This window comes from Micromonospora sp. CNZ285, assembly GCF_004637285.1.
The window spans coordinates 1916516-1930528 of sequence record NZ_SPQD01000001.1 but is presented as its reverse complement, the minus strand read 5'-3'; the positions used below and the strand labels follow the sequence as shown (position 1 = coordinate 1930528).

Below are 14013 nucleotides of genomic sequence, written 5' to 3'. Positions count from 1 at the left end.
GAGCGCGGTCATGAGGGTCGGCATCCTCACCTACCACTTCCCGCCGGAGCCGGCGTTCGTCCCGGGCAGCCTGGCCGAGGAGCTGGTGGCCCGGGGCCACGAGGTACGGGTGCTCACCGGCTTCCCGGACTACCCGGGCGGCCACGTCTATCCCGGCTGGCGGCAGCGCTGGCGGCACCAGACGCACAGCGAGCGGCTGACCGTGCGCCGGGTGCCCCGGTACGCCCCGGGCGACGGCGCCGCCCGCGCCCGTACCGCGAGCTGGCTCTCCTTCGCCGGCAGCGCCGCGCTCGCCGGACGGGGCCTGCTGCGCGACGTCGACGTGCTCTACGTCTACGGGCACCCGGCGGTCACGTTCGCCGCCACCGGGCTGCTGCGGCTGCTCGGCCGTACACCGACGGTCCTGCACGTGCAGGACGTGTGGACGGAGCGGGACGGTCGCGCGGCGCCGGACGGCGGGTGGTCGGCGCGGCTGGAGGCCGCCTCCCGCCGCCTCTACCGGGAGGCGGCGGTGGTGGCCGTCGGTTCGCCGTCCATGGCGGATCTGGTCCGCGCCGCCGGGGCCGACCCGGGCCGGGTTCGCGCGGCGCCGAACTGGACCGACGAGCGCATCTTCCGTCCCACCCAGGCCGGTCCGGCGGTACGGCGGCTGGTCCGCCGGGACGACCGCTGCGTGGTGATGCACGCCGGGACGATCGGTGCGCGCCAGGATCTGGAGACGGCGGTCCGGGCGGCCGCGGCGCTCGGCGACCGGATGGATCTGGTGCTCGTCGGCTCCGGTCCGCAGGAGCGGCGGGTGCGGGGGCTCGCCGCCGACCTCGGCGCGGACAACGTCCGGTTCCTGGAACGACGGTCCGCGGTGGACATGCCGCAGCTCTACGCCGCCGCCGACTACCAGCTCGTGGCCCAGCGCGACCTGCCGGAGCTGCGCGGCCGGGTGCCCGGCAAGCTCCAGGCCGCGCTCTCCTGCGCCGCGCCGGTGGTCGCCTCCGCGGCGGGGGAGACGGCGGAGCTGGTGGAGCGGGCCCGAGCCGGCCTGTCCTGCCCGCCGGAGGACTGGGCGGCGCTGGCGGACCGCTTCTGGCTGGCCGCCGCCATCCCGCCGGCCGCCCGGCTCGACATGGGCAGGCGGGGCCGCGACGCGTACCTGCGGGACATGTCGATGCGAGCCGGGGTGGACCGGATCGAGGCGCTGCTGCACGAGGCGGCCGAGCGGGCCTCGAACCGAACAAAGCTCGCACACAGCCGATAAATCGTCAGAGTGTCGAATAACGCCTCGAAAAGGCACTTTCTCGTGCTAAAAAGCACTCGATCGCGAATCGTGTCCGATTCGACCGACACGTAGGGGGAAATCCGTGACCGGACCTGGTGCCACGCCCGGCCGGCGGCGCCGTTCGCGACGGCGCCGCCGCGCCCGGGTCCGCCGGATCCTGCTGACCGGGCTGGTCGTCGTATCGGTGCTGCTCAGTGCCGGCGGCTGGGTCGCGTTCCGGGGCTGGCAGGCCCGCGCCCACCTGGTGAACGCCGCCGGGCTGGCCCGGGAACTCAGCGCCCAGGTGCTCGACGGCGACGTGGCCCGCGCCCAGCGCACGCTCGCCGCGTTGCAGGAGCAGGCCGCCGCCGCGCGCGGCGAGACCGGCGATCCGGTGTGGTGGGTGGGCCAGCAGACGCCGTACGCGGGGGACAACCTGGCCGCGGTCCGGCAGATCTCGGTGGCGGTGGACGACCTGGCCCGGCTCGCGTTCCCCACGCTGCTGCGCGTCGACCTCGCCTCGCTGGTGCCGAAGCAGGGCAAGCTGGACCTGGCCCGCCTGCGCGCCGTCTCGGCCGAGGTGTCCGCCGCCGACCAGGCCGTGCGCCGCACCGCCGACCGGCTGCGGCAGGTGCCCACCGGCGACCTGGTGACGCAGGTACGCGACGCGGTCGTCGCGCTGCGCACCGAGCTGGACCAGCTCGGCGAGCTGACCTCGGCCGCCGACAGGGGTGCCCGGCTGCTGCCGCCGCTGCTCGGTGCGGACGGGCCGCGCACCTATCTGCTGGTCTCGCAGAACCCGGCCGAGCTGCGCGCCACCGGCGGCATGTTCGGCGCGTACGCCGTGCTGCGCGCCGAGGGTGGAGGGATCCGCCTGGTGAAGCAGGGCAGCTCGTCGGACCTGCGGTTCTTCGACCCGCCGCTCAAGGTCGGCGCGGAGGCGAAACGGCTCTGGGGTGAGCTGCCGGGCATCTATCCGGCGGACGTGAACCTCACGCCGGACTTCCCGGCCGCCGCTGCGCTCTACCGGGAGATGGTGCGCCGCCGGACCGGCACCACTGTGGACGGGGTGCTGGCGGTGGATCCGGTGGTCCTGTCGTACCTGCTCGGCGTGGTGGGTCCGGTGAACGTGCCGGACGGGCCGTCGCTCGGTGCCGCCACCGCGGTACGGACGCTGCTCAGTGACTCGTACCGGGACCTGGACACGAAGGACCAGGACGAGTTCTTCAGCAGATCCGCGTCGGGCGTCTTCGACACGCTGTTCACCAAGACGGTAGACCCGAGGGCGCTTTTGACCGTTTTTACCCGTTCAATCAATGAACGTCGGATATTGTTCTGGAGTGTCCGATCTGAGGAGCAACGCGCACTGGCCGGCAGCCGGTTGGCCGGTCAACTCCCGGAGAAGGACACCGTGCCGACCGTCGGCGTGTTCCTCAACGACGGCAGCGGCGCGAAGCTCGGCTACTACCTCAGGTTCTCGGCCACCGTGACGGTCGGCGAATGCCACCCGGACGGGCGCCGCGAGCTACGGCTGCGGGTCACGGTGCACTCCACCGCCCCGAAGTCGGGCCTGAGCAAGTCGGTCACCGGGCTGGCCCTGGCCGGCGACAAGTACACCGCACGCACGTTCGTCTCCGTGCACACGCCCACCGGCGGTGCCGTGCTCACCGGCCGGATGGACGGGCGGGACACCGCGATGGGCAGCGGCATCCACGGCCGCCGCCAGGTCGCGGTGGCGAACGTGGAGACCCGCCCGGGGCAGACCCGGACGCTCGACGTCACGGTGCTCACCGGACAGACCGGCGCCGGGACTGCCGAACTGGTGCACACGCCCACCGTCACCCCATGGACCACCCAAGTAGTCAACGCACCAAGCTGTGAACAGTAGGAGGGAAACCATCATGCGGCTATCCCGCATCATCATGGCGCTCACGGTGGGCCTGGCCGTAGCGGCCGTGCCGACCGCGGCCGGGGCGGCGCAGCCGCAGCCCCCGGTCTACCCGCCCAACGTCGCGTCGCTGACCGTCTCACCGACCACCATCCGGCTCGGCGAGACGTTCACCCTGCGGGGTTCGGGCTTCGCGCCGAACGAGTCGGTGCGCATCGACGTGGCGATCACGGGCCTGCCCGCGGCCGCCCCGGCCGAGGGGACCGCGCGGCGCAGCGACGGCAGCACGGTGGCGATGGCGCCCGTCGCCTACACGCCGAACCGTGCCCAGCCGCAGCCCGCGCCGACCACGTTCACCGTGACGGCCGACGCCAGCGGCAACTTCACCGTCACCTACCGGCCGACCCGGCCGGGCCGCTACACGTTCACCGCCACCGGTCTCACGTCGGGCCTGGTGGCCAGCGCGACCGGTACCGTCCTGCCGCCGCGGCCGACCAAGTCGCCGCACCACGGCGGGCTGCCGGTGACCGGTGACAGCATCGGCACGCCGCTGAAGCTCGGTGGGGGCCTCGCCGCCGCCGGTGCGGTGCTGCTGCTGGCGTCCATGGCCTGGCGCCGCCGTCGCCTCGGCTGATCCGAGGCGCGCCGGGGACGACCCGGCTCGATCGTGAGTGCCCGCCGGACGAGGTCCGGCGGGCACTCACGTGTCCGGGCGACACGACACAATGAGCCATGGACGCGACACGGTGGACCGATCAGACCGGCCTGCTCACGCTCCCCGGGGGCGCGACCGTGCGCGGCCGCCGGGTCGCCGGGCCCGCGTCGCCGGCCGACTTCGCCCTGCTGCTGGCGCCCGGTCCCGATCCGGAGTGGCAGTCCCGGCGGGTCCGCTGGCCCGACTTCTGGATCCCGGCCGACCGCGCCGACGCCCTGGACGCGCTGCGGGAGGCGCGGCGGCGCGCGTACGCGGGGGAGCGGGTCGAGGTGGCCTGTCACGGCGGCGTCGGGCGGACCGGCACCGCGCTCGCCGCGTTGGCCGTGCTGGACGGGCTGCCGCCCGCGCGGGCGGTGGCCTGGGTGCGGTCCGGTTACCACAGGCGCGCGGTGGAGACGCCGTGGCAGCGGTGGTGGCTGCGCGGCGTGCGCTGACGCCCCGGCCGGTCACCGACCGGGACCGCATGATCGGCACGGCGTCACGACGCCGGTGAGCCGTCCGGACCTGATCATCCGGCTCGGTAGGGTGCCATCTCATGAGAGCCCGGGTCCTGGCCGCCGCCACCGCCGTCACCCTGCTCGCCACCGGGACACCCGCCCCGGCCGCCGCCGCCCCGGCCGCCACACCCGCCGCTCCCGGCGCCGCCCCGGTGCCCTGCCCGCGCCTGCCCGCGCCGAAGGTCAGCCGGCCGCCCCGCCCCACGCCGCCGGCCACGACGCCCGAACAGGCGGCGGTGGGCGGCGAGGCGCTGGCCGGCACCGGGCTGGTCACGCCACCCGGCAGCCCCGCACCCCCGGCGGTCACCGCCACCACCTGGCTCGTGGCGGACCTGGACACCGGCGCGGTCCTCGGCGCCTGCGGCGCACACGTCCCCGGCACCCCGGCCAGCACCCAGAAGCTGCTGCTGGCCGCCACCATGCTGAGCCGGCTGGACCCCAGGCAGGTCGCCGTCGCCACCCGCGCCGACCTGGACATCGAACCGGGCAGCTCGGCCGTCGGCCTGCTCGTCGGCGGCCGCTACAGCGTGGAGACGCTGTGGCTGGGCCTGCTGCTCCAGTCCGGCAACGACGCCGCGAACATGCTGGCCCGCCTCGGCGCCGGCAGCTCCCAGGCCGGCGTCGCCGAGATGAACGCACAGGCCCGCCGGCTCGGCGCCGGCCAGACGCACGCGGTCACCCCGTCCGGCCTGGACGGCCCCGGCCAGTTCACCAGCGCGTACGACCTGGCACTCATCGCGCGGGCCTGCTTCGCCGACGCCGCGTTCCGCCGGTACGCGCTCACCGAGCGCACGCAGATCCCGGCCCAGCCCGCGCTGAAGAAGGGCGGGTTCCAGATCCAGAACGAGAACCAGCTCATCTACCGCTATCCCGGCGCGCTCGGCGGCAAGACCGGCTTCACCGAGCTGGCCCGGCACAGCTACGTCGGCGCCGCCCAGCGTGACGGACGCCGCCTCGTGGTGACGCTGCTCGGCGCCGAGGCCCGCCCGGTACGCGGCTGGCAGCAGGGCGCCCAGCTGCTCGACTGGGGCTTCCGGCAGCCCCGGGACGCCTCGGTCGGCCGGCTGGTCGAGCCGGGCGAACAGGACGCCGAGGCGGCGGAGCCCCGGCAGGCGGCGGCCGCCGAGCCGAGCCGTACCGCATCCCCGCCGTGGCGGGGACCGGCCGGGACCGCGCTGCGCCGCGTCGGCGACGGGGACTGGCGGATGATCGTGCCGCTCGCCGGTCTGCTGGCCCTCACCATCGGCGGGGTGGCGGCGGTGCTCGCCGCCCGGCGGGGCCGGTCCCGCCGCCGCGGACGCCGCCGCGCCTGAACCCGGCGTCCCGGCGGGTCGCGTGGACACCGATTCCGTGGGTATGCGCCCGGCATGGAGCACCCGGGCCGGATCGTGGTGGTCTCGGCGGACATCGGCGCCGGACACGACCGGGCCGCCGACGAGCTGGCGCACCGGCTGCGTGCGCGGGGCTTCGCGGTGGACCGGCTGAACCTCCTGCACCTGCTGCCCCGCCCGGTGCACCGGGCGGTACGCGAGACGTACCGGGGGGTGCTGCACCGGCTCCCGTGGGGCTACCACGCGCTGTTCCGGCTGACCGGCAGCTCGCGGACCGCCGTACGCGCGATCCGCGCGCTGATGCGGCCGTTCCGCCGCCGCCTGCGCCGCCGCATCCCGCCCGACACGCGGGCCGTGGTCACCACCTATCCGTTCGCCAACCAGCTCCTCGGTCCGCTGCGGCGGCGCGGGCGGCTCCGCGTCCCGGTGATCACCTACGTGACCGATTTCGTGGTGCACCCGACCTGGCTCGCGCCGGGCGTGGACGTGTACTGCGCGGTCCGCCACGCCGAGACGCACCGGGCCGGCGCGGCCGACGTCACCGCCGTGCAGCCGCTGGTGTCCCGCGCCTTCGCCCGGCCCGGCCCGGAGGACCGGCGGCGGGCCCGGCAGCGGTTCGGTCTCCCTGCCGACGGGGTGCTCGCGCTGGTCGTCGCGGGCTCCTGGGGCGCCGGCGAGGTGGCGGCCACGGTGGCCGAGGTCGCCGCCGCGGGCGTACGGCCGGTGGTGGTGTGCGGGCACAACGCGGCGCTGCGTCACCGGCTGCGCGGCGCCGGGCGGCACGTGCTGGGCTGGGTCGACGACATGCCGGCGCTGATGCGCGCGGTCGACGTCATGGTGGAGAACGCCGGCGGGCTGACCTGCCAGGAGGCGCTGGCGGCCGGGCTGCCGGTGGTCACCTACCGGCCCATCGCCGGGCACGGGCGCGCGAACGCCGCGATCCTGGCCCGGGCCGGCCTGAGCCGGTGGGCGGCCACACCGCAGCAGCTCGGGCCGGTGCTCGCAGCCGTGATCGGGACGGGACCGGCGAGCCCGTCCCGCGACGACGTGTCCCGGGACCCGGCCGGCCTGGTCGCCGAGGCGGCGCGCCGGGCACCGCCGGCCGGACCGGCCGGTACGCGCCGCCCGCTGCTGGACCCGGTCGGCGACGCCGTCGCCGTGCTCGCCGCGCTGCTGCAGTCCACCGGCGGCCTGCGATGAGAGCGGCCACTCTCGCCCGGGCCGCCGCGCTCGCGCTGCCGGCGCTGCACGCGGCACCGGCGGTGACGGCGCTGCCCGCGCTGCGGCGACGGCTGCTGCCCGGGCTGCACGGGCTCGGGACGCCCGGCCGGGTCGCGCTGACCTTCGACGACGGCCCGGACCCGGAGTCCACCGGCCACGTCCTGGACGTGCTGGCGGCGCACCGGGTCCGCGCCACGTTCTTCGTGCTCGGCGCGATGCTGCGGCGCCACCCCGCGCTGGGCCGCCGGGTCGCCGGCGACGGCCACGAGATCGCCGTGCACGGCTGGACGCACGACAACCTACTGCTGCGCGGCCCCGCCCGCACCGTCAGCGACCTGACCCGCACGTACGACCTGGTCACCGACGTGACCGGCTGTCCGCCCCGGTTCCTGCGACCGCCGTACGGCGTGCTCACCACCGCCGCGCTGGTGGCCGCCCGGCGGCTGCGCCTGCGGCCGGTGCTGTGGAGCTGCTGGGGCCGGGACTGGACCGCTACCGCCACCGCGGACACCGTCGCGCGCACCGTCCTGGCCGGACTGGACACGGGCGGCACGATCCTGCTGCACGACTCCTCCCGTACCGCCGCGCCGGGCGCCTGGCGGGCCGGTCTCGCCGCGCTCCCGCGTGTGCTGGCCGAGTGCCGCCGCCGCGGATGGCAGGTCGGCCCGCTCGCCGGGCACGGGCTCCGCGCGCGCTGAGCCGCGAGCGAGCAGCGGAGCCTACCGTCTGACCCCGGTGCCGGGGCCCGAATCCCGGAGCCGGTGACCCGTTCGGGTCGGCGTGGCTAGCGTCCGGGTCATGAGGACCTGGGGACCCTTCGTGGCGCTGGCCGCCGCCCTGCTGCTGCCGGCGCCGGCGACACCGGCGGCGGCCGCCGTCCGCGCTCCGGTACGCCGGCTGCCGGCCGCGCCGCCCTGCCCGAACGTGCCGGCCCCGGCGACCCGGCCGCCGCAGCCGCCGCCCGCGCCCGACCCGGCCGCGCGGGCCGTCGGCGGCGCCGCGCTCGACACCGCCGGCCTGGTCGTCCCGCCCGCGTCGACCGCGCCGCCGGCGGTGACCGCGACATCCTGGGTGGTCGCCGACCTGGACAGCGGCGCGGTGCTCGGCGGCTGCGGCCCGCACGAGTACGGCGTGCCCGCGAGCGTCCAGAAGCTGCTGCTCGCCGCCACCATGCTGCCCCGGCTGGATCCGCACCGGGAGGTCACGGTGACCGCGGGGGACCTGGCCGTGGAACCGGGCAGCTCGGCGGTCGGGCTGGTCGAGGGCGGGCACTACCGGATCGAGACGATCTGGCTCGGCCTGCTGCTGCGCTCTGGCAACGAGGCGGCCAACGCGCTCGCCCGGCTCGGCGGCGGCCCGGACGGGCTGGCCGGCGGGGTGCGGGCGATGAACGAGGAGGCGCACCGCCTCGGCGCCCGGCAGACGCACGCGGTCACCCCGTCCGGGCTGGACGGACCGGGGCAGTTCACCAGCGCGTACGACCTGGCGCTGATCGCGCGGGCTTGCTTCGCCGACCCGGCGTTCCGCGAATACGCCGCCACCCGGGTCGCGCAGATCCCGGCCCAGCCGGCGCAGCGGGCGAAGGGGTTCGCCATCTCCAACGACAACATGCTGCTGGACCACTATCCGGGCGCGCTCGGCGGCAAGACCGGCTTCACCGACCTGGCCCGGCACACGTACGTCGGCGCGGCCGAGCGCGGCGGCCGGCGCCTCGTGGTCACCCTGCTCGGCGCCGAGGTGACCACCCAGCGGGGCTGGCAGCAGGGCGCGGCGCTGCTCGACTGGGGGTTCGCGCAGCCCCGCGACGCGCGGGTCGGCCGGCTCGTCGAGCCGGGGGAACTGGACCGGTCGGCGCCACCGGCGGGCGGGGCGGCCTCGGCGCTGGCCGGGCACGCCGATCTGCGCGGCGGCGGGGCGGCACCCGGGCCGCGGCCCGGCGCGGGCGTGACCGTGGCGGTGGGCGCGGTGCTGACGGCCGGGGGAGCGCTGCTGCTGGCCCGGCGACGCCGCAACGCCGCCGCGGTCGCCATGTCGACCGGGTCGGCGCTGCGGGAGCCGGAAATTCCGGAACAGGAGTGAAAGCAGCGGCCCGGATCAGCGGCAGGCGGGCCCCGCGGTGCTGTCCCGCACCACCAGTTCGGTGGCCAGTTCGACCCGGGGCGAGTCGATCTCCTCGCCCTGGGCCAGCCGCAGCACGGTCCGCGCGGCGAGCCGGCCCATCTCGACCAGCGGCTGGCGCACGGTGGTCAGCGGCGGGGAGGCCCACCGCGCCTCGGGCAGGTCGTCGAAGCCCACCACGCTCACGTCGTCGCAGACCCGCAGCCCGCGGCGGCGTATCGCCTCGTACACGCCGAAGGCCATCTGGTCGCTGGCGGCGAAGATGGCCGTCGGCGGGTCGTCCAGGTCGAGCAGCGCGCCACCGGCGGTGAACCCGGAGGCGTGGTAGAAGTCGCCGGGCTGCACCAGCCGGTCGTCGGCGGCCACACCGGCGGCGGCCAGCGCGGCCCGGTAGCCGTCCAGCCGGGCCCGGCTGCACAGCAGGTGCGGCGGGCCGGCCACGAACCCGATCCGGCGGTGGCCGAGCTTGAGCAGGTGCTCGGTGGCGGCCAGGCCGCCGGTCCAGTTGGTGGCGCCGATCGCGGGCACGTCGGTGGCGGCCACGCCGGCGGCCGGGTCGACCACCACCACCGGCACGTTGAGGCGCCGCAACTGGGCCTGCACGGCCGGGCTCAGGTGCGAGGTCACCACGATCACGCCGTCGGACGCGCGGGCGCGCAGGTTGTGCAGCCACTGCCGGGTGGAGCTGGACTCGCGGTGGATCGCCGAGACGACGGTGCCCACTCCGGCGGCGTGGCTGACGTCCTCCACGCCGCGGATGATCTCCACCGCCCACGGGCTGTCCAGGTCGTTGAAGACCAGGTCGACCAGGTCCGCCCGGCGCACCGTGCGGCTGCCGCGGCGCCGGTAGCCGTGGTGGCGCAACAGTTCCTCGACGCGTTCCCGGGTGTCCGGTGCGACGTCGGAACGTCCGTTGAGCACGCGCGACACGGTCGGGACCGAGACGCCGGCCTCCCGTGCGATCGCGGTGATGGTCACCCTGCGCTCGTCGTCCGCGCTCACCCGTGTTCCCTTCGCCGGCTGCCGGAACCGACCGGTAGACCGTCCCGCCCCACGCACATCTTGCCGTACGCCGAGGGCTTGACGACAGGCCGGACCGGCCCTAGCGTTCGCACGAGTTGCGGAAACGTTCCGGAAATGCGCCAGTCATCTTCCGACGGCTCGCCGTCCACCCCCGACGAACGACGAGGAAAACCGAGGCGTGTTCACCGACCTGACCGAGGCCGAACTCCGCACCTACCGCAGCGACCTGCACGAGCCTCCGGACTTCGACGCCTTCTGGGCTGACACTCTGGCACAGGCGCGCTCCTGCGGCGACCCGGTGTCCGCGACCCCGCTGCCCACGCCGCTGACCGCTGTCGACGTCTTCGACGTGACCTTCCCCGGCTTCGCCGGACAGCCGATCCGCGCCTGGCTGCGGATTCCGCGCGGCGCGACGGAGCCGCTGCCCACGATCGTGCAGTACGTCGGGTACGGCGGTGGCCGCGGCCACGCGCTGGAGAACCTGCTCTGGTCCGCGGCCGGCTTCGCCCACCTCCAGATGGACACGCGGGGTCAGGGCTCGGGGTGGAGCCGGGGCGACACACCGGACGTCGCCGCCGCCGGACCCCAGGCGCCGGGCATGGCCACCCGGGGCATCGAGGATCCGAACAGGTACTACTACCGGCGCTTCCTCACCGACGCGGTCCGCGCCGTGGACGCCGCGTGCGAGCTGCCGGCTGTCGACCCGGACCGGATCGCGGTACTCGGTCACAGCCAGGGCGGCGCCGCCGCGCTCGCCGCCGCCGCGCTGGCACCACGGGTCCGCGCGGCTGTCGCGCACGTGCCGTTCCTCTGCGACATCCCACGCGCGATCACGATCACCGACGCCACGCCGTACCGGGAGATCCGCGACTACCTCGCCGTGCACCGCGACCGCGAGGAGCAGGCGCTGCGCACGCTCGGCTACGTCGACGGCGTCGCGTTCGCCCGCCGCGCCACAGTGCCGGCCCGGTTCTCCGTCGCGCTGATGGACGAGATCACGCCGCCGTCCACCGTCTACGCCGCCTACCACGACTACCGGGGCGACAAGGACCTGACGGTGTGGCGGTTCAACGGCCACGAGGCGGGCGCCATCGACGACGACGCTGCCGCTGTCGACTTCCTGCGTACCGTGCTGGGCGGCTGACCACCGGTTCCGCCGCTGCCGGCCCGCCCGGGCTGGTAGACACGGCGGATGGGCACCGGCATGCGCGCGACGGCGGTCCTGGCCGTCGCGGCCGCGCTGCTCGCCGCCGCCTGCCAGCGGCCCGCGCCGTCGCCGTCGCCGTCCGTGCCGCCGTCACCCACCCCGAGCGGCCCGCGCGCGCCGGCGGACATCGTGGACCTCACCACCGTCGACCCCACTGTCCGCACCGACATCCGGTACGCGGGCCCGCACAACTTCGTCGGCCGTCCCATCGACGGGTACGCCGAACCGCGCTGCCTGCTCACCCGCCCGGCGGCGCAGGCGCTGCACCGGGTGCAGACCGCCGCGCTCGCCGGCGGGCACAGCCTCAAGGTGTACGACTGCTACCGCCCGCAGCGCGCCGCCGACGACTTCGTCGCCTGGGCGAAACTCCCCGGCGAGCAGCGGATGAAGGGCGAGTTCTATCCCGGAGTGCCCAAGGACCGGCTGTTCGCCGACGGCTACATCGGCGCGCCCACCGCGCACAGCCGGGGCAGCACCGTCGACCTGACCCTGGTCCCGGTCTCCGGGCCGCCGCAGGCCGCGTACACGCCCGGCCAGCCGCTCGTGCCCTGCACCGACCCGGCCGGGCGCCGCTTCGCCGACGACTCGATCGACATGGGCACCGGGTTCGACTGCTTCGACCCGCGCGCCCACACCGCCGACGCACGGATCAGCGACACCGCCCGGTACAACAGGGACCTGCTGCGCCGGCTGATGTCCGCGCAGGGCTTCGAGAACTATCCGCTGGAGTGGTGGCACTACCGGTACGTCGACGAGCCGTACCCGAACACCTGGTTCGACTTCCCGGTGGCCGGTTCGTCGCTGCGGTGACGCGGTCGTTCCACCATGATCGATTGCTGCTAGGCTCGACGCTCATGGAGACCGAACGGATCGGCCCGCCGCTGCTCGCGGACGAGCGGGAGTCGTTACGCGCCTTCCTCGACTTCCACCGGGCCACGCTGGCCCTCAAGTGCGAGGGGCTGACCGACGAGCAGTTGCGCCGGCAGGCGTCGCCGCCGTCCACGCTGTCCCTGCTCGGCCTGGTCCGGCACATGGCGGAGGTGGAGCGCACCTGGTTCCGGCGGGTCATCGCCGCCGAGGACGTGCCGCTGGTGTGGTCGGACCGCGGCGACTTCCAGCAGGCGTACGACGCTCGCGACGCCGACGCGGCGGAGGCGTTCGAGGCGTGGCGGCGCGAGATCGAGCACGCCCGGCGCATCGAGCGGGAGGCCGAGTCGCTCGACGTGACAGGTCACCAGGCACGCTGGGGCGAGGACGTCTCGCTGCGCCTGGTCATGCTGCACATGCTGCACGAGTACGCCCGCCACAACGGGCACGCCGACCTCATCCGCGAGGCGATCGACGGCACCGTGGGCGTCTGAGCCCGCTCAGCGCCGGCTCAGCGCCCGCGCGCACCGCCGTCAGCGCGTGCGCAGCGGCAGCCAGGCCAGCACGTCCTGAATCCGCGCGTCCCAGTACGCCCAGTCGTGGTCACCCGGACCGAAGTCGACGGTGACCGGCACGTCGCGCTTCCGGGCCACGTCGAGGAACCGCAGGCTGTCCTCGTACAGGAAGTCCTCGGTGCCGCAGGCGGCGTAGAGCGCCGGCCGGTCGTCGCCGGAGCGCTCCAGCAGCCCCACCGTGTCGTCGTCGGCGGGCACCGGGCCGTCACCCCAGACGGTGCGCCACACCGCCGGGTCGACCGGACGGGTCGCATGGTGGCGGCGGCGCGTCACGTCCAGCGCGCCGGACAGGCTCGCCGCCGCCGCGAACCGGTCCGGGTGGCGCAGCGCCCACTTCATCGCACCGTAGCCGCCCATCGACAGGCCCGCGACGAACGTGTCCTCCCGCCGGTCGGAGCCGGAAGAACGACCGGCACACCTCGGGCAACTCCTCGCTGAGAAACGTCCAGTACCGGTTGCCGTGCGCCTCGTCGCAGTAGAAGCTCCGCTGCACCTGCGGCATCACCACGGCCAGGCCCAGCGGCGCCACGTACCGCTCGATCGCGGTGCGCCGGGTCCACACCGTGTCGTCGTCGGTCAGGCCGTGCAGCAGGTAGAGCACCGGCGGGTCGCCGTCGGCGGCGGCGCCCGGCACGCCGATCCCGGCCGCGCCGCGATCGGGCAGCAGCACCGTCATCGACGTGCCCATGCCCAACGCCTCGGAGAAGAAGTCACACCGGATCAGCGCCATGAGGCGGCAGCGTACCTCGGAGGGGTTCGATGAGGGCGTTCCTATTGCCCCGGGACGGTCGCACGGGAAAAGATGGCCGTGCGTGCCGGAAACACACTCGTAACCTGCGCGCTGCTGGTCTCTGTCACGAGGAAGTGGGAGTCAGTCATGAGCGACGTGTCGGCCGCACTGGGTGTGCGCCTCTACCCGGATCTGGTCGAGCCCGGCGGTCTCGCCCCCGCGCTCGTGGCGACCGCCGCCGCGCACCAGCTCGACGTGGGCGAGGTGACCGCGCCCGAGCAGGGGCGCAGCCGGTTCACCTGCGCCGAGATGACCTCCCCCCGGGGCGTGGTCTGCGTCAGCCTCGGCTCCCAGGCCCGCTACTTCATGATCGACCTGCGGGTGGACGGCGACGTCCAGGCCCGGGGCGACGCCACCGACCTGCTCCAGGTCGCGCAGGTCGCGGCCGCGTGGCGGGCCGGCATCACGCTCGCCGAGCTGACCGCGCGCTACCCGTTCATGGAGGAGATGCGGCGCCACCCGGTGGCGCACGCCGGCTAGCAGCCGGCCGCCGGGCGCGCCCGGCACTCATGGAGTCGCGACGCGGGGT

Annotated in this window: 13 protein-coding genes and 1 pseudogene; 12 read left to right on the top strand and 2 right to left on the bottom strand. The window is 75.4% G+C overall.

Annotated elements, in window-relative coordinates:
• Positions 1-10 precede the first annotated feature (10 nt).
• From CLT75_RS08925 to CLT75_RS08890, 8 genes are all read left to right on the top strand, one after another.
• Complete coding sequence (locus CLT75_RS08925) at positions 11-1252, top strand: glycosyltransferase family 4 protein (RefSeq protein WP_135240356.1); 1242 nt, start codon at positions 11-13, stop codon at positions 1250-1252.
• 103 nt (positions 1253-1355) lie between these two features.
• The gene (locus CLT75_RS08920) at positions 1356-3140 is read left to right on the top strand and encodes a DUF4012 domain-containing protein (RefSeq protein ID WP_135240355.1); all 1785 of its coding nucleotides are present in this window, start codon (positions 1356-1358) and stop codon (positions 3138-3140) included.
• A gap of 13 nt (positions 3141-3153) precedes the next feature.
• Positions 3154-3774 (top strand): hypothetical protein, encoded by a 621-nt coding sequence (locus CLT75_RS08915; RefSeq protein ID WP_135240354.1) that lies wholly within the window; start codon positions 3154-3156, stop codon positions 3772-3774.
• A 98-nt stretch (positions 3775-3872) separates the two neighbouring features.
• Positions 3873-4289 carry a protein-tyrosine phosphatase family protein gene (locus CLT75_RS08910; protein WP_135240353.1) on the top strand — a complete coding sequence of 139 codons (417 nt, stop codon included), beginning with the start codon at positions 3873-3875 and terminating at the stop codon, positions 4287-4289.
• Positions 4290-4390: 101 nt separating this feature from the next.
• On the top strand, positions 4391-5665 hold the full coding sequence (locus CLT75_RS08905) for a serine hydrolase (protein WP_135240352.1): 1275 nt from the start codon (positions 4391-4393) through the stop codon (positions 5663-5665).
• Positions 5666-5719: 54 nt separating this feature from the next.
• A complete protein-coding gene (locus CLT75_RS08900; protein ID WP_135240351.1) occupies positions 5720-6883 on the top strand; it encodes an MGDG synthase family glycosyltransferase in 1164 nt (387 codons plus the stop codon).
• Positions 6880-7602 carry a polysaccharide deacetylase family protein gene (locus CLT75_RS08895; protein ID WP_135240350.1) on the top strand — a complete coding sequence of 241 codons (723 nt, stop codon included), beginning with the start codon at positions 6880-6882 and terminating at the stop codon, positions 7600-7602. Before CLT75_RS08900 ends, CLT75_RS08895 begins: the two co-directional genes overlap by 4 nt.
• Before the next feature lie 100 nt (positions 7603-7702).
• The gene (locus tag CLT75_RS08890; protein ID WP_135240349.1) at positions 7703-8983 is read left to right on the top strand and encodes a D-alanyl-D-alanine carboxypeptidase family protein; all 1281 of its coding nucleotides are present in this window, start codon (positions 7703-7705) and stop codon (positions 8981-8983) included.
• A 15-nt stretch (positions 8984-8998) separates the two neighbouring features.
• Here CLT75_RS08890 and CLT75_RS08885 read toward each other — a convergent pair whose 3' ends face one another.
• Complete coding sequence (locus CLT75_RS08885; RefSeq protein WP_135240348.1) at positions 8999-10024, bottom strand: LacI family DNA-binding transcriptional regulator; 1026 nt, start codon at positions 10022-10024, stop codon at positions 8999-9001.
• A 199-nt stretch (positions 10025-10223) separates the two neighbouring features.
• Between CLT75_RS08885 and CLT75_RS08880 the strand changes: the two genes are divergently transcribed.
• Genes CLT75_RS08880 through CLT75_RS08870 form a run of 3 tightly spaced genes read left to right on the top strand, consistent with a single transcriptional unit; the run spans position 10224 to position 12613 of the window.
• Entirely contained in the window at positions 10224-11189 is a 966-nt protein-coding gene (locus tag CLT75_RS08880; RefSeq protein WP_135240347.1) for an acetylxylan esterase, read from the top strand.
• 60 nt (positions 11190-11249) lie between these two features.
• A complete protein-coding gene (locus CLT75_RS08875; RefSeq protein ID WP_135243950.1) occupies positions 11250-12062 on the top strand; it encodes a M15 family metallopeptidase in 813 nt (270 codons plus the stop codon).
• Between the two features lie 44 nt (positions 12063-12106).
• The gene (locus CLT75_RS08870; RefSeq protein WP_135240346.1) at positions 12107-12613 is read left to right on the top strand and encodes a DinB family protein; all 507 of its coding nucleotides are present in this window, start codon (positions 12107-12109) and stop codon (positions 12611-12613) included.
• Positions 12614-12652: 39 nt separating this feature from the next.
• On the opposite strand, the pseudogene CLT75_RS08865 reads toward CLT75_RS08870, so the two are convergent.
• A pseudogene (locus tag CLT75_RS08865) lies at positions 12653-13424 on the bottom strand (alpha/beta hydrolase).
• A 147-nt stretch (positions 13425-13571) separates the two neighbouring features.
• Between CLT75_RS08865 and CLT75_RS08860 the strand changes: the two are divergent.
• Complete coding sequence (locus CLT75_RS08860) at positions 13572-13964, top strand: hypothetical protein (RefSeq protein ID WP_073828521.1); 393 nt, start codon at positions 13572-13574, stop codon at positions 13962-13964.
• Positions 13965-14013 lie beyond the last annotated feature (49 nt).